General features: G+C 61.9%; 21 protein-coding genes and 3 tRNA genes. 14 read left to right on the forward strand and 10 right to left on the reverse strand.

Features of this window, described 5'->3' with window-relative positions; genetic code table 11:
- Nucleotides 1-47 precede the first annotated feature (47 nt).
- Complete coding sequence (locus O2S87_RS07470) at nt 48-467, forward strand: universal stress protein (RefSeq protein WP_475408176.1); 420 nt, start codon at nt 48-50, stop codon at nt 465-467.
- A 10-nt stretch (nt 468-477) separates the two neighbouring features.
- On the opposite strand, the gene O2S87_RS07475 is transcribed toward O2S87_RS07470, so the two are convergent.
- Nucleotides 478-759, reverse strand: a complete 282-nt coding sequence (locus tag O2S87_RS07475; protein ID WP_475408177.1) for a hypothetical protein — start codon at nt 757-759, stop codon at nt 478-480.
- A 59-nt stretch (nt 760-818) separates the two neighbouring features.
- Nucleotides 819-2,105 carry a Glu-tRNA(Gln) amidotransferase subunit GatD gene (gene gatD / locus O2S87_RS07480; protein ID WP_475408178.1) on the reverse strand — a complete coding sequence of 429 codons (1,287 nt, stop codon included), beginning with the start codon at nt 2,103-2,105 and terminating at the stop codon, nt 819-821.
- Nucleotides 2,106-2,204: 99 nt separating this feature from the next.
- On the opposite strand from gatD, the gene O2S87_RS07485 reads away from it, so the two are divergent.
- Nucleotides 2,205-2,690 carry a hypothetical protein gene (locus O2S87_RS07485; protein ID WP_475408179.1) on the forward strand — a complete coding sequence of 162 codons (486 nt, stop codon included), beginning with the start codon at nt 2,205-2,207 and terminating at the stop codon, nt 2,688-2,690.
- Nucleotides 2,691-2,710: 20 nt separating this feature from the next.
- On the opposite strand, the gene O2S87_RS07490 is transcribed toward O2S87_RS07485, so the two are convergent.
- Together O2S87_RS07490 and O2S87_RS07495 are read right to left on the reverse strand one after the other, a co-directional pair.
- Nucleotides 2,711-3,388, reverse strand: a complete 678-nt coding sequence (locus O2S87_RS07490; protein ID WP_475408180.1) for an ArsR/SmtB family transcription factor — start codon at nt 3,386-3,388, stop codon at nt 2,711-2,713.
- Between the two features lie 74 nt (nt 3,389-3,462).
- On the reverse strand, nt 3,463-4,152 hold the full coding sequence (locus O2S87_RS07495) for a DUF1405 domain-containing protein (RefSeq protein ID WP_475408181.1): 690 nt from the start codon (nt 4,150-4,152) through the stop codon (nt 3,463-3,465).
- A 116-nt stretch (nt 4,153-4,268) separates the two neighbouring features.
- On the opposite strand from O2S87_RS07495, the gene gpmI reads away from it, so the two are divergent.
- Nucleotides 4,269-5,783, forward strand: coding sequence for a 2,3-bisphosphoglycerate-independent phosphoglycerate mutase (gpmI, locus tag O2S87_RS07500; protein WP_475408182.1), 1,515 nt, complete (start codon nt 4,269-4,271; stop codon nt 5,781-5,783).
- A gap of 37 nt (nt 5,784-5,820) precedes the next feature.
- On the opposite strand, the gene O2S87_RS07505 is transcribed toward gpmI, so the two are convergent.
- Nucleotides 5,821-6,477 carry a TVP38/TMEM64 family protein gene (locus tag O2S87_RS07505; RefSeq protein ID WP_475408183.1) on the reverse strand — a complete coding sequence of 219 codons (657 nt, stop codon included), beginning with the start codon at nt 6,475-6,477 and terminating at the stop codon, nt 5,821-5,823.
- Nucleotides 6,478-6,562: 85 nt separating this feature from the next.
- Between O2S87_RS07505 and O2S87_RS07510 the strand changes: the two genes are divergently transcribed.
- Complete coding sequence (locus O2S87_RS07510) at nt 6,563-6,967, forward strand: DUF5830 family protein (protein ID WP_475408184.1); 405 nt, start codon at nt 6,563-6,565, stop codon at nt 6,965-6,967.
- A gap of 17 nt (nt 6,968-6,984) precedes the next feature.
- Here the strand turns inward: O2S87_RS07510 and O2S87_RS07515 are convergent, their stop codons facing one another.
- Complete coding sequence (locus O2S87_RS07515; RefSeq protein WP_475408185.1) at nt 6,985-8,061, reverse strand: DUF7115 domain-containing protein; 1,077 nt, start codon at nt 8,059-8,061, stop codon at nt 6,985-6,987.
- Between the two features lie 217 nt (nt 8,062-8,278).
- Here O2S87_RS07515 and O2S87_RS07520 point away from each other — a divergent pair.
- The 3 genes from O2S87_RS07520 (at nt 8,279) to O2S87_RS07530 (ending at nt 10,653) form a co-directional block, all read left to right on the forward strand.
- A tRNA-Met gene (locus tag O2S87_RS07520) sits at nt 8,279-8,430 on the forward strand.
- A 382-nt stretch (nt 8,431-8,812) separates the two neighbouring features.
- Nucleotides 8,813-9,190 (forward strand): DUF7532 family protein, encoded by a 378-nt coding sequence (locus tag O2S87_RS07525; RefSeq protein ID WP_475408186.1) that lies wholly within the window; start codon nt 8,813-8,815, stop codon nt 9,188-9,190.
- 8 nt (nt 9,191-9,198) lie between these two features.
- Nucleotides 9,199-10,653: a ribonuclease FAU-1 family protein gene (locus tag O2S87_RS07530; protein WP_475408187.1), complete on the forward strand. Its 1,455-nt coding sequence runs from the start codon at nt 9,199-9,201 to the stop codon at nt 10,651-10,653.
- A gap of 72 nt (nt 10,654-10,725) precedes the next feature.
- Here O2S87_RS07530 and O2S87_RS07535 read toward each other — a convergent pair.
- Nucleotides 10,726-10,800, reverse strand: a tRNA-Ile gene (locus O2S87_RS07535).
- A 117-nt stretch (nt 10,801-10,917) separates the two neighbouring features.
- Nucleotides 10,918-10,990: transfer RNA gene (locus O2S87_RS07540), tRNA-Asn, on the reverse strand.
- Between the two features lie 99 nt (nt 10,991-11,089).
- On the opposite strand from O2S87_RS07540, the gene cca reads away from it, so the two are divergent.
- Entirely contained in the window at nt 11,090-12,454 is a 1,365-nt protein-coding gene (cca, locus tag O2S87_RS07545; RefSeq protein ID WP_475408188.1) for a CCA tRNA nucleotidyltransferase, read from the forward strand.
- Between the two features lie 60 nt (nt 12,455-12,514).
- Nucleotides 12,515-13,861: an aminotransferase class III-fold pyridoxal phosphate-dependent enzyme gene (locus O2S87_RS07550; protein ID WP_475408189.1), complete on the forward strand. Its 1,347-nt coding sequence runs from the start codon at nt 12,515-12,517 to the stop codon at nt 13,859-13,861.
- A gap of 8 nt (nt 13,862-13,869) precedes the next feature.
- Here the strand turns inward: O2S87_RS07550 and O2S87_RS07555 are convergent, their stop codons facing one another.
- Nucleotides 13,870-14,193, reverse strand: a complete 324-nt coding sequence (locus O2S87_RS07555; protein ID WP_475408190.1) for a ribbon-helix-helix protein — start codon at nt 14,191-14,193, stop codon at nt 13,870-13,872.
- A gap of 90 nt (nt 14,194-14,283) precedes the next feature.
- Here O2S87_RS07555 and O2S87_RS07560 point away from each other — a divergent pair, with 90 nt between their 5' ends.
- The 3 genes from O2S87_RS07560 to O2S87_RS07570 all read left to right on the forward strand — a co-directional run bounded on the left by O2S87_RS07560 (nt 14,284) and on the right by O2S87_RS07570 (nt 16,902).
- A complete protein-coding gene (locus O2S87_RS07560) occupies nt 14,284-15,219 on the forward strand; it encodes an HhH-GPD family protein (protein ID WP_475408191.1) in 936 nt (311 codons plus the stop codon).
- Nucleotides 15,220-15,307: 88 nt separating this feature from the next.
- The gene (locus O2S87_RS07565; RefSeq protein WP_475408192.1) at nt 15,308-15,535 is read left to right on the forward strand and encodes a hypothetical protein; all 228 of its coding nucleotides are present in this window, start codon (nt 15,308-15,310) and stop codon (nt 15,533-15,535) included.
- A gap of 26 nt (nt 15,536-15,561) precedes the next feature.
- Complete coding sequence (locus tag O2S87_RS07570) at nt 15,562-16,902, forward strand: cytochrome P450 (RefSeq protein WP_475408193.1); 1,341 nt, start codon at nt 15,562-15,564, stop codon at nt 16,900-16,902.
- A 345-nt stretch (nt 16,903-17,247) separates the two neighbouring features.
- Here the strand turns inward: O2S87_RS07570 and O2S87_RS07575 are convergent, their stop codons facing one another.
- Nucleotides 17,248-18,297 carry a Gfo/Idh/MocA family protein gene (locus O2S87_RS07575; protein WP_475408194.1) on the reverse strand — a complete coding sequence of 350 codons (1,050 nt, stop codon included), beginning with the start codon at nt 18,295-18,297 and terminating at the stop codon, nt 17,248-17,250.
- A 136-nt stretch (nt 18,298-18,433) separates the two neighbouring features.
- Here O2S87_RS07575 and O2S87_RS07580 point away from each other — a divergent pair, with 136 nt between their 5' ends.
- Complete coding sequence (locus O2S87_RS07580; protein WP_475408195.1) at nt 18,434-18,850, forward strand: transcriptional regulator; 417 nt, start codon at nt 18,434-18,436, stop codon at nt 18,848-18,850.
- A gap of 124 nt (nt 18,851-18,974) precedes the next feature.
- On the forward strand, nt 18,975-19,553 hold the full coding sequence (locus O2S87_RS07585; protein ID WP_475408196.1) for an NADPH-dependent FMN reductase: 579 nt from the start codon (nt 18,975-18,977) through the stop codon (nt 19,551-19,553).
- The last annotated feature ends 6 nt before the right edge of the window (nt 19,554-19,559 follow it).

The raw sequence follows: 19,559 nt of genomic DNA on the forward strand, positions 1-19,559 counted from the left end.
ATGGAGGGCCACGGGGATGCAACACAGTGAGTGCGGAGGTCGGACAGATGCCGAGTAGCAACAGCCTACTTATGAACCCGCTCGTTCCGATTGCCGGACCTGACGACGCGGAGGCAACTTACGAAGCGCTGCGGGGGCACACCGATCCGAAAACGTGTCGACCGCTCGTGATTCACGTGGTCGACGAGGCCGACGGGGAGACCGAAGACACCCAGCGCGCCCACGAGGCGTTTGAGCGATTCATGGCGCGTGCGGCCGCCGACGGGATGGACGTCGACACCGAACTCCGCCGGGGAGAACGCGTCGCCGAGGCGATCATCGAAGCCGCCAAGGAGCGCGATAGCTCGGCGATCGTCTTCTGTTCGCGTGGTGGCAGTGCGTGGTTCGACCTGCTCGCCGGCGGCGTTCGGACCTCGCTCGTCGCCAAAAGCAGCAAGCCGGTCGTCATGCTCCCGCTCGACGAGTAAGCCCTCGTGTTCAGTCCGGACCATCGACCGGTGACTCGCCGAGAGAACCCACGGTTTTGCGCCGGAGATACAGATAGCTGAAAAAGGCGACTGGTGGAACGATGAACACACCAACAGCCCAGCCAGCGGCCACGTAGATCGGTTTTTCCCGATGGAGGGCGTCCCGGCCAACCCAGCCAGCAACGCCGACGGTAATCAGATAAATAACGAGTAGAAAGGGCTGGTCGACGAACGCCGAGACGACGATCGATGCGGTGAGAATCTCGAAGACAACAAGCAGTGGCAACGACATAGCTACGTGTTTTCCCTGAGACGAATTAAGCCAGCGGTTCGGCCCCTATTATCAAGAAGCTACCGCCACGGCTGGGATGCCTCGGTGATCTCGCCGACGAGTGAGCGACCCATCGCCTCGGCGGGGTCGCCGAGATTCGCCAGCGCCCACATGAGTTTGACTTTGGCCGTTCCGGGAAGTGTATCGCCAGCCTCGACGACACCCGCATCGAGCAGGTCGCGGCCCGTGTCGTAGACGCGATCACAGACACGACCTTCGAGACACTGGCTGGTCATCACGACGACCGTACCGCCGTCGACCAGTTCTTCGATTCGTGGAATTAGATCGGTGTGAACGTGCCCAAGCCCAGTGCCCTCGATAATGACGCCGGCCTTGCCGTCGAGGTAGTCCCACGCGGCGGGGTCCATGCCGGGCGTGAACTTGACGAGTTCGACCGACGGATCGAGGTCGTCGGCGAGTGCGAGGTCGACTGTGCCGCGTTCGGTGTACTCGCGGTTGAACTCGAAGGCGTCGGAGGCAGTCTCGCCGTCCGCACCGTCGTCTTGGGCCGTCGCGTATTCGATCCGGGCAAGCGGTTTGTTGCCAACCGTCTCGAACGCGTCCCGGCGGGAGGTGTGGTTCTTCCGGACACGAGTGCCGCGATGGAGCGCGCAGAAGTCATCGCTGGCCGAATCGTGCATGCAGAGCAGGACCTCTGCGCAGTCGCTTTTGGCCGCTTCGACCGCACAGACCGCGTTCATCACGTTATCCGAAGACGGTCGATCCGCCGAGCGCTGGCTGCCGGTAAAGACGATCGGAACGGGCGTATCGAGCATGAACGAGAGCACCGACGCGGAGTACTGCATCGTGTCGGTGCCGTGCATGACGACGACGCCGTCGGCTCCGGCCTCGATCTCTTCGTGGACCGCGCGGGCGAGTCGCTGCCATATCTCGGGGTCCATATTCTCGCTGAGGATGTTCGCGACGACCCGACCACGGTAGTTGGCCCGCCCAGCGAGTTCGGGGACCGCCCGAAGGACATCTTCGGCGGTGAACTGGGCGGTGACCGCGCCGGTTCGGTAGTCGACCGTCGAAGCGATCGTTCCGCCAGTCGAGATGAGCGAAATCGTCGGCAGCTCCTCGTCGAAGGTGATCTCCGAGACACTCGTGTCGTCGGGTTCGTCGGTATCACCGACATCGTACACGTCGGTTTCGAGTACGTCGACGGTTGCTTCTGATCGCTGGATTCCGATGTTGTAGCCGCCGTCGAGTTTGAGAACGAGATGGTCGGCCGTCGAGGAGGGCATCAACACGCCCTCGTTGTCGACGCCGCCGGCCTCGACGCGGATGCGGTCGCCTGGATTCATACCCGGAGTTGCCTATCGGCAGACTTGAAACCACCCTTTCGTGCCGAGCCTGCCGCCGACGGCACAACAGCCATACACCCAGAGTTCGTTGGCGAAACCATGACGCGATCCGACGAACAACTTCTCGAAGAGCTGGGTAGCGAGGGCAGCGAGCGCCGCAGTAAGCGCGACAGTGTGGGCGAGGATGACGGTAATTCGGGGTTCGGTCGACTCAGTGGCGGCTTTTCGCTCAAAGCGCTCGTGGTGTCGACCGTACTGATCGGCGTGGGCGTCGTCGGTGGCGGTGCGATCCCGATTGTCGGGACGCTCGGCTCGCTGGGCGGGCTGTTCGCAGCCGCATTTATATATGGACTCGTCTCCAGCGAGCGGCGCTATCTCGAAACCGCGGTCGCTGGTGGTGGAATTATCGGAGTGAGTTTCGCGCTAAGCCTGTTGTCGACCGGCGTGTTGCCCGTCGGCTGGCACTTTTTCGAGCAGTACGGCCTCGCGTTCGGCGGGCTGGGCGTTGTGATTGGCGTAGTGCTGGGCGTTGTCGGCCACTACTTTGGCCGTGATCTTCGCGTTGGACTGACGAAAGAAATCTGAATTGAGAAGCGAGAATCGGACTACCGGATCCGCCACTTGCTCCTGTCGGTGGTGACGACATCCGCCGCTTGGAGACGAGAGAGCGCACGTTCGACGACCTCGCGGGGAGCGGTAAGCTGGGAGGCGACCGAGTCGGTCGTCCCATCGGTTTCGACGATCGCCGCCAGAATTTTGGCGTAAAACCGCCCATCGGCGTCGATTCCGGTGTGTGTCGTTAGCTCGTCAAGCGTTTCGGTGAGTCGACCGTGTACCCATCGTTGGGCGAGCGAGAGCTCACGGTCGAGCGATTGGAGCCGGCCAAACTCGGCGGCGAGCGCTTCGATACTCTGGTGGTCGCTCGTCGACTGGTCGTGGCCGTTCGTTGCGGCCTCTTCGAGCGAGAGATGCGGACACCGCCCGGACATATCTAGCGTCGAACTGGCTGGATACGCGCTTTTCGCCCCGAAACTGTGCGGCGAGACGTCGACTTCGAGCCGGAGGCTCTGGGTGATGTGGAAATATTTTCGACGCTGGTCATCGGTTCGACTCTCGATGAGCCCGGCGTCTTCGAGTTTGCGGAGGTGGTCGATAACGGCTTTCGGGCTCACCCCGAGGTATTCACTAATCTCGGTGACATAACAGGGCTTCTGTGAGAGCAGTCGGAGAATCCGTCGACGGTTCTGGTTACCGAGCAGATCCAAGAGTACCGCCGAATCCATATGAAGACATACGCGAGCGCGAATAAAACGTTGTCTACCCCACAGCTAAGCGACAGTGATACCCTGTCTAATCGCTATACAGTGGCGGCAGTGTGAGAATCTGTCTCGTTCGAGAGTCGTTCGAACTGCCAGCCGGCCAGCGCGACGACAGCCACCGAGAGGCCGACGGTCATCGCTGGCAACGCCACACCCGGTTCGTATCGGAGCGGTGGATGGTAGCCGAAGCCGTAGTCGACCAGATCGTTGACAAACAGCAACAACAGCGAGAGGCCGAGTGCGCCACGGGTTGTCCGGCCGTAGTGGAGCATCGCGAACGCCAGTACGACGAACAGCAGGTGGGTACCAATAATGAACCAGTAGTCGTAGAGGGCAGCCGCATCGAAGCCGAAATACCGGTCGACCCGAAGGTTCAGTGCGACCGCTGTCCAGAGCCCATACTTGACGAGCCAGACGAACGCGAGCGTGTGGAGATACGCCAACGGTCGGTTGGTGGGGGCCTCAGACAGTCGACGGCCGAGATTTGGAAGAAGGGTCGCGACCGAGAGCGTCGCCAGCGCGATCGCGGTCGGCGAGTCGGCGTACAGCGGCCACAGCAGCGTCGGCACGTCCGGCATCGTGTCGACGTAGAACCGAACACCCACGAGAAACGCGGTGGCCGTGGCGACCAACAGCGCGACCAGACTCGGCGGATGCGAGAGATACGACTCCGCGTACCGCTCGGGAACTGGTCGACGGAGCGTCGGCGAGTGGTCTCTGTCCGTCATTAGCCACCGATTCCCAGTCACCACTCAAACCGGTTTCCGTTCGCGTACCATTCGAGACGGTGCGTCGGTCAGCCAGTGACGCAAAGCGTAATTAGCCCGAGCGGAGACAGTTAGGTATGAAAGGCGCACTTGTCATTCTCGACGGCTGGGGACTCGGCGACCACGATCATCTCGACGCCGTTCGAGCCGCAGAGACACCGACGTTCGACAAACTCCGTGAAACCGGTGCGTTCGGCACGCTCACGACCCACGGCCGCGCGGTCGGCCTGCCAGAGGGGCAGATGGGAAACAGCGAGGTCGGCCACCTCAACATCGGCGCGGGTCGGGTCGTCAAGCAGTCCTACACGCGCATCGCTGACTCGATTGCCGACGGGAGTTTCCGCGAAAACGAGGCGATCAACTCGGCGCTCGACTATGCGAGTGACCACGACGGCCGAGTTCATCTGATGGGGCTGGTCAGCGACGGCGGCGTTCACTCCGACATCAGCCATCTCGAAGCCCTGATCGAACTCGCAGGCGACCGCGAGGTCGACGCCGTGACCCACGCCTTTACCGACGGTCGTGACACCGCGCCCCAATCCGGCGCGGGCTATCTCGCCGAGGTCGAAACGATGATCGACACCCACCAGACGGGCGGAATCGCGACCGTCTCGGGTCGGTACCACGCGATGGATCGCGACCAGAACTGGGACCGGACCAATCGCGCCTACGACGCGATCGTCAACCGCAACGCCGAGTTCACTGCCGACTCGGCGGTCGACGCGGTCGAGGCCAGCTACGAACGCGGCGAGACCGACGAGTTCATCCAACCGACGCTGGTTGCAGACCAGCCCGCGCTGAATGACGGCGACGCGGTGATCTTCTTCAACTTCCGTGCGGACCGAGCCCGCCAGATCGTGCGCATGCTCGCCAACATCGACCCGGTCTGGGAGATCAGTATCAGCCCACCCAACATCCGGCTCGTCACACTGACACAGTACGACAAGACGTTCGGCCTGCCGGTAGCGTACCCGCCCGAGCAGCCCGAAGATACCCTCGGCGAAGTCGTCTCGGAGGAAGGGCTCACCCAGCTTCGGCTTGCCGAGTCCGAAAAGTATGCACACGTCACCTACTTCCTCAACGGAGGTCGAGAGGTCAAATTCGACGGTGAACGCCGCGAGATCGTCAAAAGCCCGGACGTGCCGACCTACGACCTCCAGCCCGAGATGAACGCCGAAAAAGTGACCGACACCGCCATCTCGGTGATCGAGTCCGACGATCCGGGCTTGCTCGTTATCAACTACGCCAACCCCGATATGGTCGGCCATACGGGTGACTACCAGGCTGCAATCGCCGCGGTCGAAGCCGTCGACGCCCAACTGGGTCGACTCGTCGAAGCAATTGGGGCCGCCGATGGTCACACACTGATCACCGCTGACCACGGCAATGCCGACGACATGGGTACCGCCGACGACCCTCATACGGCCCACACGTTCAACCCGGTGCCGGTGATCTACCTCACACCCGAGGGCGATGACGGTGGCAAGACCGTCCGCGCAGGCGGCGCGCTCTGTGATCTGGCACCGACCCTGCTGTCACTGATGCATCTCGACAAGCCGTCGACGATGACCGGCGAGTCACTGCTCGAATAGACTGTTTTCTACGGAATCGGCCTTCGGTAGGCACTCACTACTCGATCGCAGAGACACTCGGCGACTGTCGGTCAATCGCCAGCCGGTAACAGGGCCCCGCCAAGAGGAGTATCGCGACGGCACTCATTCCAGCCACGAGCCATGGGTCGAGGGCTCCCGAAAGCTCGCCAGTCGTCAGCTGGTCGACCGATCGTCCGACAACGAGTCCGAGTACTGCCCACGGGAGTTCACCGAGCGCAGTGCCTGTAAGATAGTCCCGTAACCGGACGCCGAGTGCGCCAGCGGCGACCGAAACCACGTCCGACGGCAGCGGGAATAGACGAGCGGCGGTCACCCCGCGAACACCGCCAGTCTCGGCGAGCAGGGATTCGCCAGCCGATGTGAGTCGACCGGTTTGAACAGCCGAGATGCCGAACCAGTAGGGTGGGAGACTCGTGACAACGAGTGCACAGAGCGCAAGTGGGAGCCCTGCCAGCCCGTAGGCATATCCGATGCCGATCGACAACACGAGCGTCGGCCACGCGAATCCGGACCGAACGACTGCAACCGCGAGAACGACCGCTGCGAACACGAACGGCGTCTGTGCCAGAGTTTCGAACCGGCTCAGGGCGACTGACGGTGAGACGAGCCACGCCGCGAGAGCGACACCGAGCAGTGTCAGTCCCCCGATCGCGAGCCGTGTTCGTCTCTGCATACCTATCACCTGCGGTGACTCTTATATACGCTTTCTGGCTGACCGCAAACGAACGGTTATGTGGTCGGACGAAAAATCAGCAGCTGTGACAGAGCGCGTGGACAGCGAGGACAACGGCCGAAAACGAAACCGAGCGTCGAAACGTGAACTCGGCGTCGACCTACTGGCTCATCTCGAAACCGAGTATCTCGAGCTCGCCGAGGCAGTCGACCGGCTCGAAACGGTCACCACGAACCCCACGCTCACCCGCGAAATTCTCGATTCCGCGGAGAAACGCGGAATCATCGACCGAGACGGCGGGCGAATCCGAACTCGCCGCGGCGGTGTGTTCGTACGATTCGAGAGCCAGGTGACCGTTCGCGAGGGTGAGTTCGAGTGTAGACGCTGTGGGACCGGGGTTTCAAGCGGTCACTTCATCGCGTTCGAATCGGGCGAACTCGGACCGTTCGGCTCGTCGTGTATTCGGAAAGTCGTCGGTCGCGACGAATAAGCGCGAGTAGGTGGTCCCTACCGGCCGCGACGGAGCTCTGCAATCAGCGTTTCGAGCAGCTCAGCCTGCCGGTCGAGCTGCTGTTGTTGGTGGTCGATCGTTTCGGCCAGCGCGGCGATCTGGACCGATAGATCCTCCTCATCGACAGGGCCTGCCGACTCGAACGGTGAGCCCTCGAACGCGTCGAACGCCCCTTCGCCAGCGTCGGCTGCAGTCGCTGGCGACTCGCTGGCCGCCTGTGGCTGATCGGTCGACTGGCTCGTCTGGGCCGGTTGTGAATCAGTATCCTCGAGTGAGGCCACTAGCCCCTCATCGAGTGTCGAATCGGTCGAGCCATCCCGTGTCGAGTTTTCGGGTGTCGAATCGGGTTCACCGGGTTCGGCGCTCAGCGGATCGGGTCCGTCGCCGAAATCCAACCGATCGACCGGCTCGCCGTTCTCGCCTTCGTCTTCCTGTTCGGCCATTTTGCTCCTGAGCTCGTCGAGACTCGTGACATCGTGGAACTCACAGACCGTCTCGACGATGGCCTCGCGGACCGCTCTGGCGTCGCTGTTCGGGGTTTTAAATCGGTTTTGTCGGCCATCAAGCGTGAGAACGACAGCGGTCGCGACGCTTCCTTCCTCGAAGTCGACGTTTGTCAGGTCGCTGTACTCGAACTCCTCGAAATCGGCGTCCCAAACGGCCGAGCCGATGTGTTTGATGACGCGCTTGCTCGTCACGATAAGCGTAAGATCGCTGAATCTGAACGTCTTGTGGACCGTCTCACCGGGCTCGGTGATGCCAGCCGCGCTGATAACGCCTGCCAGAATCGGATGGAGCACCTGGTCGACGCGTTTCGCCGGGAACGCGAGCGTTTCGCTGCCGTCAAGCCCGTAATCCAGCGAGAGTTTCGCCTTTCGTCGACCCACTGACAGCGAGAGCTGTTCGGCGTCGTGGGGGTAGGTTTCGATCGATTCGTCCGATAGTAGTCCGTCCGCGCGGTAGACGACTGTCCGGCTTTGGGTGACGACCAGCACGTCTTCGCCGCCGAGTTGGACCTGTGCAACCGACGGTTCACCGTCCAGGGCGGACTCGAGCAGCTCGGGCAGGCTCATTATCAGGGAGTACCCACGCTGGCTGATAAATCCGCGGGTCTGAACAACAATCGTTCGTGTCAGTTTTGTCCGCTTTGTCATCGCCCGACGGTTCTCGGTCCGGCTGATCAGCACCGAGTTCTTGTTTCGGATTCGGTACCGAGTCAGTTGATCGCATACCACGAAGCCAAGGTCAGATGAGAAGGTTAAAGAGTACAATCGGGCAATGGAGAGATGAGGCCGGGTGGCTTAGCTGGACATAGCGCCGCACTCATAGGGTTACTGAGATTCGGTGCGGTAATCGCCTTGGAAGCGTCCGCCCCACAGAGGCCTGCCGAGCCTCGTACCTGGGTTATGCGGAGATCGCGGGTTCGGAGCCCGCCCCGGCCATTTGTCTTTTTCGACGACCCACGAGCGTAGCGAGGTCACTTGCGACCTCGAATTCGAACGGCGTAGCCGTGAGCCCCAGTGAGTGCTGAGTCCAGAAAGACGTGGCCGGAAGCGGCGTGGCGGCAGTGCCGTCACGTTATCGGCGGTCGGTGAAACCGACTGTCCTTGCGCAGAAGCCGCTCGCGGTTCACATGAACGGAGTGAGCGGGAAGTCGACATGCGCCGAGCGAAGCGAGGCGTGTGTCGGAAGTTCGGAGTCCGCCCCGGCCATGATTTCAGTAAATAAGAACAGTAGTAGGAGGTGACTACGGGGCTGTCGACCGAACCATCAGCGCCCAACCGAACAGTGACCTTTCAAAAGTACGGAGCGCTAACCACGAGTATGCACTTCGATCCACGAACCCAGCAAGCGCTTCGGGCCGTCGGCCTGTCGACCGACGAGCTTCGGGAGGCCTCCGAGCGAATCGTCGAGGCAGTGGCCGACGATGCCGACCACTTGCGGGCGTTTTTCGACGCAGTCGACACTGTCTACTCCGACATGGACAAAGCCCACAGCGCCGACGAGATCCAGACGCACGCCGTCGAGTTCATCGATATCTATACCCACGCCGCGGACCTCCGGGGGTATCTCCGCTTCGACCGCTGGGGCGTCCCAATCGAGGGCGGTCGCGTGCTGAACAACGAGGTCGTCGAACTCACCCTCGGTGGGACCGTCAACGGTCGGGTACGATTCGCCCACGAGCGGCAAGAACTGGAGTGACGTCAACAATGACCGATGATCCGATAGTTGACGACGACACAAGCTACCGCGTCCGTATCCGGGGTATTTACACGACCGCACTCACCCAGCTATGTCTCGATGCCGACTGGTCGGTCGTACAGGCTTCGGGGCCGATCGAACGCCGGTTCGACGCGGCGTTCGGTTCGGACGCCCACGACGTAGCGATCGAGACGACCGACGACAGACAGGGTGTCGGAATACACGGCGCGCCCGCGTCCGTCGACGCGGCGGCCGATCTGGTCGGCGATGTCGGCATCGACGCCTTCCAGTGGAGTGATCCCGCTCCCGATGGCGCGGTCTTCGACGGCCGCGTTATCGACACAACGCGTAGAGGTGCGGTCGTCGACCTCGGCGATAGCGAGGGCTATCTTCCGTTTCGGCAGGTCGACGGCCGAATCGAGGACGGCGACATGGTTCGCGTGCAGGTGACCGAGGCGGCCGCGCCGTGGCTTGACGACCGGCCGCTACTCGATACGACGATCGAGATCTCTGGTAGTCTCGTAACACTCGTCCCCGGTGACGGTGAGCCGACGGTCGATACCCGCGATGAGTCGGCGGCGCGCGAACTCGTGGGGATGACTGAGTTGCTTGGCGTCGAGGCCCCCGACGGCTGGCGGATCCGGTGGGCCCATGCCGCCACCGAGGTGTCGATGGACGCGCTCGAAGCCACCCTGGATCACACTGCCGACCGGGCTGCGGCGTTGACGTCGGCCCTCGGCGTTGACGGCCTCAGTGGAGGTGTCGACGCCACGGGCGACGGGTCTGCGGAACTCGCTGCGCCAGCGTCGGGGGTGTGGATCTGGTTCGGCCGCGAGTCCAGATTCGCGCTCGACGAAAGTAGGAGAGAGGTCACGACCACCATGCCCGGCCACCACCGGATAAAAGCCGGATCGTCGAGCGCGAGCGCGGGCGTCGACTTCGTCGAGGCGCTCTGTTCACCCGACGGTGAGTTTCCTTTTGAAACTGTTGCCGACACCTTTGGACCGCAGGAAGGCGACCAAACTACCATTGCCCACGGCAAGCCAGCAGGCCACGTCATCACGCTCGGGACTGGCACAGTCACCAAGCGCGAAGAGGACAGCATCACCGTGCGGCGGGAGCTTTCGGGCGGCGGCACGTACGATGGACTCGGGGTGCCGATGGCGACGGGCGATACGGCAACGACGACGTTCCGTGAGGGCCGGTGGTGGTATCCGACAGTGTATCGCGACCGCGAGGGATCAGTGAAGGGAACCTACGTCAACGTCTGTACGCCCGTCGAGTGTTTTCCCGATTCGGTTCGGTACATCGATCTCCACGTCGACGTGCTCAAGCACGCTGATGGGCGTGTCGAACGGGTCGATGATGACGAACTCGATGCGGCCGTCCAGGCTGGGAGGATAAGCGAGTCGCTGGGCGACAAAGCCCGATCGGTATCGTCGGCGCTACAAAACGCTTTGTGAACATTCTGTAAGGAAGGATCGTCTATTTCTGGTAGTCGACTCCTAATTACCCGGAGCAGTAGCGTTTAAAAATGGGCCCTACCGGATTTGAACCAGTGACCACCGAGTTATGAGCTCGGCGCTCTAACCAGACTAAGCTAAGGGCCCTCGAATCGGAATTTCGTCGCATCCCATATGAGAGTGTCGAGTTTCGATGTCGTCAGTCAAGACGGTTCGCGGGACACTCGAAGTCGACTCTCCTCGTGTAGTATCGTCAGAGAACGACGCCGTCGCCAGGGCTCGAACCTGGGACCACCTCGTTAACAGCGAGGTGCTCTACCATCTGAGCTACGACGGCTCAACGCAACCGAAGGTAGTCGGATGTATTTAATAGGGCTTTCGCTTTCCCCCCGACGGAAGCGACATCCTTTCACACGCAGTGTTTCAATACCGACGTATGACGACCCTCGACGAGGTGCTGTCGACGGTTCGCCAGCGCGTCACTCCGAGCGCCGCCGAACGCCACCGGCTGGCGACCGCCGCGTCGACGCTGGCCGACCGCGCCCGCGCGGCCATCGACGACCGCAACATCGCGGCCGACGTGCTACAGGTCGGCAGCACCGCCCGCGGCACGTGGCTTGCGGGCGACCGCGATATCGATCTCTTCGTCCGTTTCCCGCCGGACCTCCCCCGTCAAGACCTCGAAACCTACGGCCTCGAAATCGGCCACGAGGTCCTTCCCGAGGGCCACCAGGAGTACGCCGAACACCCCTACGTCAAAGGCGAGTTCGATGGCTTCGACGTCGACTGTGTCCCCTGCTACCGCGTCGAGTCGGCCACGGAGATCCGGTCGGCGGTCGACCGAACGCCGTTTCACACTCAGTATCTCGAGGCCCGACTCGACGACACCCTTGCCGGTGACATCCGCGTCTTCAAGCGGTTTTTAAAAGGAATCGGGGCCTATGGCAGCGATCTCAAGACGCGCGGCTTTTCGGGCTATCTCGCAGAACTCCTCGTCGTCGAGCACGGTGGCGTCGCCGCCTTGCTGGAGGCCACCGCAGACTGGTCGCCGCCAGTCGTCTTCGATCCTGAAGATCACGGCACCACGACGTTCGACGATCCGCTAGTCGTGATCGACCCCACCGACCCGGATCGTAACGTGGCGGCCGTCTGTTCGGCCGACAACGTCGCCCGGCTCCAGCACTACGCCCGTCGACTCCTCGGTGAGCCCGATCTCTCGCTGTTCTTCCCACCTGATCGCGAGCCGCTGTCGGCCGCCGAGATCATCGACCGACTGGCGAGCCGAGAGACGACACCGCTCGCCATCATCTTCGAGACGCCCGATATCGTCGACGATCAGCTCTATCCCCAACTCGAAAAATCGCGGTCGGGCATCGCCTCCGGCCTCACCGGCCACGGTTTCGACGTGTTCCGGTCGGCCACGATGGTCGACCACGAGGACGACACCGCGGTCCTGCTGTTCGAGTTGTCGACCGCCACCCTCCCCGCAGTGGAGCGCCACGAAGGACCGCCGGTTTCGGTCCGCGAGCACGCCACTGGCTTTTTCGAGGCCTACGTCGATGAAGAAGCCTGTTTCGGCCCGTTCCTTGATGGCGACCGCTACGTGGTCGAACGCCCCCGCGCGTGGACCGACGCCGTCGACTACCTCGACAGCGAGGCGCTTTTCGAGGTCGGCCTCGGCGTCCACGTCGAAACGAAACTCGAAGCCGACTACGAGCTACTGGTCGGCTGTAATGAAATCGCTGAACTGGTCAACACCGTTGGCGTCGGCCTCACTGACTATCTCGACCCTCGTCCCTGAGCCGACTTGATACCCCGTTTCGGCGATACGTTTTAGCCGTCAGTTACCTTATTAATAGCCATGGACCGCGAGACGGCCGAGCCGACGGTCGACCGGATACCGGGCGAGCGCGCCAAGCGATGGGTCGACCATCACCACGAGACGGCCGCCCCCAGCACCTACGTTTTCGAATTCATCTGGGACCACTCGGCCCCCGCCGAAGGTCCGTTTTGTACTGATGTCGACGGTAACGTTCTCCTTGATTTCACGAGCCACGTCGCCGCCGCGCCACTGGGGTACAACAACCCCAAAGTTATGGACCGCCTCCAGGAGTTCGATCTGGTCGACCCCCTGAAGATCGCCGGGCAGGATTTCTACGTCTCAGGCGGCGACCCCGCCGACGACCGGCTCCCCGGTCCAACGGAACTGATGGACCGACTCGTCGACATCACAGCTGAGTACGATATGGACACCGTCTTCCTCTCGAACTCGGGCGCGGAGGCGGTCGAGAACGCGATCAAGATCGCGTACGACCACAGCGACGGCGGCCAGTACGGGATCACCTTCGAGGGGGCCTTTCACGGCCGAACCCTGGGAACGCTCTCGCTCAATCGCTCCAAAGCGGTGCATCGTCGACACTACCCCGAACTCCCCTCGATTCACGACGTGCCCTTCTGCACTGCCCGCGGTTGCACACCCGATTCCTGCGGCTGTGGCTTTTTCACCGACGCAGGGTCGCAACTCCGGCGGATGGTCGACCCCGACGGCGGCTATCTCGATCCCAACGAGATCGCCTTTATCATCCTCGAACCGGTGCAGGGCGAGGGCGGCTACCGCATCCCGAGTCAGGCGTTCGGCGACGAACTCGCCGCGGTCGCCGAGGCCTACGACATCACACTCATCGCCGACGAGATCCAAAGCGGCCTCGGCCGGACGGGGAAGATGTGGGGATCGGATCATTACAGTTTCGAGCCGGACGTGATCAGCGCCGCCAAGGCCCTCCGAGTCGGCGCGACGGTCGCCCGCGAGGAGGTCTTTCCGGGCGAGACGAGTCGACTTTCCTCGACGTGGGGTGCGGGCGACATCCTCGCCTCCCTGCAGGGGGCGCTCACCATCGACGCGATTCAGGAGCACGATCTGCTGTCGAACGCCCAGCGGCGAGGCCAGCAGTGCGTCGAACAGTTGACCGATGCACTCGTCGAATGGGAGTGTGTAGTCGACGTTCGCGGACTCGGCCTCATGCTCGCTGTGGAGTTCGACACGCCGGATCGACGCGACGCGGTCCAGACGACCGCATTTAAAAGAGGACTGCTCACGCTCGGTTGTGGGCGGAAGACGTTGCGGCTGCTGCCGCCGCTGGATGTGACCGAACGGGAAATCGAACTCGGCGTGGAGTTGTTTATAAATGCCGTCGGTGATACCCGATAGTCAGTCGTCTACATTCGGTACCGATTCGAGTCGTCGAGCGACGGGAGGCTGTCGCCGCCGGTCATTTCCTCGTAGGTCATCCCCGAGAGGTACTCGTCGTATGTCACGTCGTAGCCCGACCGAAGGTGGAAGTCGAGGTCGCCGGAGTCGACGGTCTGCCGGTAGAGCAAATGAATCCCGCGTCGGACGAGTTCCGCGGGGTCGTCGGTCTCGAAGGCGGCGGCCAGCATGGCGAGTTCGTTTTTCGTTTCGCGGTCCAGCGAGATCGTGAATTCGTCGTCGAGATCGCTGTACTCGTCGGTGATATCCTCGGTCAGTTCGTCGAGGCTCATAGGAGATGAGTAGCACAGCAGACGGAAACGCATTGCTGTTCGGCTGGCGGGATCAGCACCCCTAAACCGCCCGCGTGCGGAGCGTCGACAATGAGCGATGCGGGCACACAGGAAGGGCCGAGGCTCCCTGACGCCGAGACGGTCGACTCGATCCAATCGGCCTTGATCGAGTGGTACGAGGCCGACCATCGCGACTACCCGTGGCGGCAGACTGACGATCCTTACGCCATTCTCGTCTCGGAGGTCATGAGCCAGCAGACCCAACTCGACCGAGTCGTGGAGGCGTGGACCGATTTCCTCAACGAATGGCCCACCGTCGACTCACTGGCCGACGCCACCCGCGGCGACGTCGTCTCCTTCTGGAGTAACCACAGCCTCGGCTACAACAACCGTGCGAAATACCTCCACGAAGCCGCAACGCAGATCGTCGACGACTACGACGGCGAGTTCCCCGAGACGCCCGACGAACTTCAGGAGCTGATGGGTGTCGGCCCCTACACCGCCAACGCCGTCGCCTCGTTTGCGTTTAATACCGGCGACGCGGTGGTCGACACCAACGTCAAACGCGTGCTGTATCGCACATTCGCGGAAATCCATAATACGGACGACCCGGACTACGAACCCGTCGCAAACGCGCTTATGCCTGCTGGAGAGTCCAGAATTTGGAACAACGCGATCATGGAACTCGGCGGTGTCGCCTGTGGCAAAAAACCACGGTGCGACGAGGCCGGTTGCCCGTGGCGGCAGTGGTGTCACGCCTACCAGACGGGGGACTTTACCGCACCCGATGTACCTACGCAGCCAAGCTTCGAGGGAAGTCGACGACAGTTTCGGGGGCGCGTGGTTCGACTCCTCGGTGAGCACGACGAGATGGAGCTTGATACTCTCGGCCATCGGATTCGTGTCGACTACACACCGGAGGGCGAGTACGGTCGAGAGTGGCTTCGAGGGCTTCTTTCAGATCTTTCTGACGATGGCCTCGTCCAGATTGAGAAAGGAGATGGTCAGACGATTGCTCGACTCTAATAGGCAGGTTCAGATCCCCTGAACGGCTTTTCGAGAGTTGTAAAACATACGACCCTGTGGGTCACCGTGTCTATGTTCGCTGAATAGATTGCCACAAGCAACGCGACCGTCGACCACGAGGCGAGCGGTCACGTTTGAGGAAGCCGTCGCCCAATCCCGACTGAGTGGGCCGACCACCACCGACATCGGAATTGACGACGAGGAACGTAGCGCGCTCGACGAAGCCAACCGAGAACAGTCCGCGGCAGAAGCCCAGCAAAACCGGCCGAAACACGGCCCTGACGACGAAATTTGCCGGGTTAGACCGAACCCTTAGGTCGGTAACAGCCCTACAAAACAATAATGCGTCGCCATCCACCCGGACCGAACGGGGTGCCGTTTTTCGGAAACAGCCAACAGTACGCTGACGACCCGTTTGCGTTCATGAACGCCTGTGCGGATTCCTACGGCGATGTCGTCCAGTTGGATCTCGGCCCACGACCAGTGTATATGCTGACCAACCCCCGAGACGTCGAACGCGTTCTCGTCTCGGAGTCGACGGCCTTCCCCAAACTGGATCTGGGCGACGATGCAGTCTCCGAACTGCTCGGTGATGGGCTGTTGACAAGCGAGGGCGAGGCGTGGAAACAGCAGCGCCAGCGGGCGTCTCCCGCCTTTCACAGCCGACGCGTCAACACCCTCGCAGGAACGATGACCGACTCCACCGAGGAAATGCTGGAGGGGTGGACTGACGGCGAGCGGATCGATATTCACGTTGAAATGGCCCGACTCACGGTACGGATCATCGTCACTGCCATGTTTGGCACCGATATCGATTCTGCACGGGTCAAACGGATTCAGAGCCACCTCGAACCGCTTGGGGCACGGTTCGAACCGGATCCGCTTCGTCGGCTGATTCCCGACTGGGCTCCGACAAGAAAAAACCGAGAGTTTTCGGCCGCTGTCGACGCCCTCGAAGGGATTATTGACGAGATCGTCGCCGAGCGGCGAGGAACCGAAACCGGTCGAGCGGACGACGAGCCGATGGATTTCCTCTCCATTCTGCTTCGGGCCCAGACTAACGGCGACGCAACTGCCAAAGACATCCGCGACGAGATGATGACGATGCTGTTGGCGGGCCACGACACGACCGCGCTCACGCTTACCTACACGTGGTATCTCCTCTCACAGCATCCGGAACTCGAACAACGGCTCCACAGGGAACTCGACGACGTGCTTGGCGGCGACCTGCCGACCGCCGCCGACAGTCGACGGCTTGCGTATACGTCCAACGTGCTCAACGAGGCAATGCGACTGTACCCGCCGGTGTACACGCTGTTTCGGGAGTCGGCGGTCGACGCCGAGTTCGGTGGCTATCGGATTCCGGCCGGCTCGGGGCTCATGCTTCCGCAGTGGGTCATCCATCGATCGGGGCGGTGGTACGATTCCCCCGAGGCGTTCGACCCCGACCGCTGGACCACAGAGCGGCGCGCCGACAGACCACGGTTCGCGTTTTTCCCGTTCGGTGGTGGTCCGCGACACTGTATCGGCAAACAGTTCTCGATGCTGGAGGCAACGGTTATTCTATCGACTGTCGCCCAAGAGTACACCATGGAGTATCTCGGTCCCGAGGAGTTCGAACTTCTCGGCTCGCTGACAATGCATCCCGACGAACCGGTTGCGATGCGGCTTCAGGAACGATAGGGTCGGCAGTGGCTCCTGTCGACGCTGGTAACGGTGCCGCCTCGGTCTGGCGCACTGCATGAGGGGGTTTCACACCTCGTCGGGCGCACTGCACAAATGGTTGCGACACGTATACTACGTCGATGCGCTGCAAAAACAAATCGACAAAGAAATCCAGTGGCACCACGCGAGAGAACGCGCGGATGTTTGCGAAATCGGGTGCACGCCTGGGTGCCGCCGCTGGGGGCCGCGTCGGACCGGTCACGACCGGGCTCAGTTATACGGGCGGTTGTTCGACAGTGGTTGGTCGCCTACGACTTCGGCGCGTTTGATGACCGCAATGACACTTATAATCCACCGTGACGGTCAGGCCGAGTCTTCCACCGCAACGTCCTCGGCGTCGACACCCACGAACAGCCCATCGTTCCGTGCCGACTCGTAGGCGGCTTCGGTGACCGCAGTCACGCGCAAACCATCGAGGGCGGTCGCCACGGGTTCGTCCCCTGTCCGAATCGCCTCGATGAACGCATCGGCTTTCGTCCGCCGCGTACTGCGCCTGATTCGAGGCCAGTACTCGCCGTTGTCGGGGTTGATCTCGACGTAGTCGCTCGGCTCCCAGCCGTACGCCGAGAGGCCGACCGCGCCCTTTCGATCCCACATCCAGATGTGCTCTCGCATGCAGGGTATTTCGCCCGACAGCGAGACCGTTGCCAGTGCACCGTTCGTGAACCGGATCGTCACCGATGTGCTCGCGTCGACGCGCCGCTCATCATCGACGAATCCCATTGTCGCGGAAACCGACTCCGGCGTGAGTTGGGTCGACCACAGAATACAGTCGAGCAGGTGGCTCCCGGTGTCGTACAGATAGCCGCCGCCGGAGAGCTCGGGGTTCTGTCGCCACGTTCCCGCAAAGCGGTCGACCCACGGCTGGCCCACCGACGCGGTGATCCACCGCGGTTCGCGGTCGGCGCTGGCCCACACCTCACGCGCCCTGATAAATGCCGGGTCGAGATGCCGCTGGTACCCGACCATCAACACCTCTTGGCGGCTGTCGTTCAACTCGACGAGCTCGCGGGCCGCGTCGATGTCGGTCGTGAGTGGTTTGTCACACAGGACGTGGAGGTCCCGCTCGAAGGCGGCCAGAATCTGGTCGTCGTGGAGGGTATGGGGAGTCCCGATCAGCACCGCGTCGACCGGCTCCGAGTCGAGCATCGTCTCGTAGTCGGTGTATCGTCCTTTGGGGTCGACACCCAGTTCGGAACCCGCTTCGTTGAGTACCGTCTCGTCGATGTCGACGAGCGATGTGATTCGAGCCGCATCGTGATCGCGGAACCCAGAACCAACCGTCGTTCCGATAAACCCGCCGCCGACGATTCCGATTTGGAGCGGGTCGGTGTGGTCGACTGTCTCGCTCATGGCATAGCTGTCTGCGAGCGATTGTAAAGCTGGTCTGGGTAGTCAACAGGACTATCAGTACATCCGACGAGTGTTCGTTCTGATACGTACCACCAAGAGATACATTTACATGAGAGTCTCTCACACGTGTGGAGTAATGGTCAAGTCGACAGTTCGGTTCTCTGAGGCGGTGATGGACCGCGTCGAGGAGTTGGTGTCGGGGGAAACGTTTTCGAGCAAATCCGAGTTCCAGCGCTTTGCTGTCGAGTTCGTCCTCTCGGAAATCGACGACTACGAGCCCGAAATGCTGGATTTCGATGACGTACGCGACGAGGTGTTCCCGAAGGACTCCCTACTTAGAAGCAATGAGGTCGTTCCTGAGCCCGATGCTGAGTTCTACCAGATCGCCGCCCGCGTCCGACAGTTTGCGGTTCGCGGCGAGATCAAGACCGCCCGCGACCTGATCGATACGCACTATCCGGCAACCGATCCCCGAACCCTCCTGCTCGACGACATCGTCGAGACCTATCGCGCCCACGAACAGTCACAGACGACATCACTCGCAGACGACTGACCACCGACCCACCTCGGCACCGACCAGCGACGCAGTTGGACACGGACCATCCAGCCATTCGACACGGAGAACCTACGGTTCGGGCGACGCTGGCAGTTTTATATCGTCGCTTCAATGGTCGACCATGCCTGATACGCACGTCGTCGCTCTTGCTGGCAGCCTCCGTGAGGGAAGTTACACCCGTCTCGCAACCACTCGTGCCCTCGAAGGCGTAGAAGCCGCTGGAGCCACCGGCGAGCTCATTGATCTCAGAGAGTACGATCTCCCGCCGCTAAACGTCGACTATGAAACACAGGGCGACAGCACCCAACTCGCCGAGCGCGTGCGAGCGGCCGATGCAGTCATTCTCGGCAGTCCGATGTACCACGGCTCGTACTCCGGTGTGCTTAAAAACGCGCTCGACTACTGCGGGTTCGACGAGTTCGAAGGGAAAACCGTCGGCCTCCTTGCGGTCTCCGGGGGCTCGTTCCCGATCACGACGCTCGAGCACCTCCGGTCGGTGTGTCGCGCACTCAACTGCTGGGTGCTTCCCCATCAGGCGGCGATCCCGAACGTTCACTCGGCCTTTAAAAATCGCGCGTTCGTCGACGAAGGAACCGAACGCAGAGTCGACACGCTCGGTCGACGCGTCGTGGAGTACGCCGACATCGAACCCGATCCGGCGACGTTCGAAAGCGACCAGAACGAAGGTGCAGACGACTGACTCCCT

It is taken from the genome of Halohasta sp. A2 (assembly GCF_056175805.1).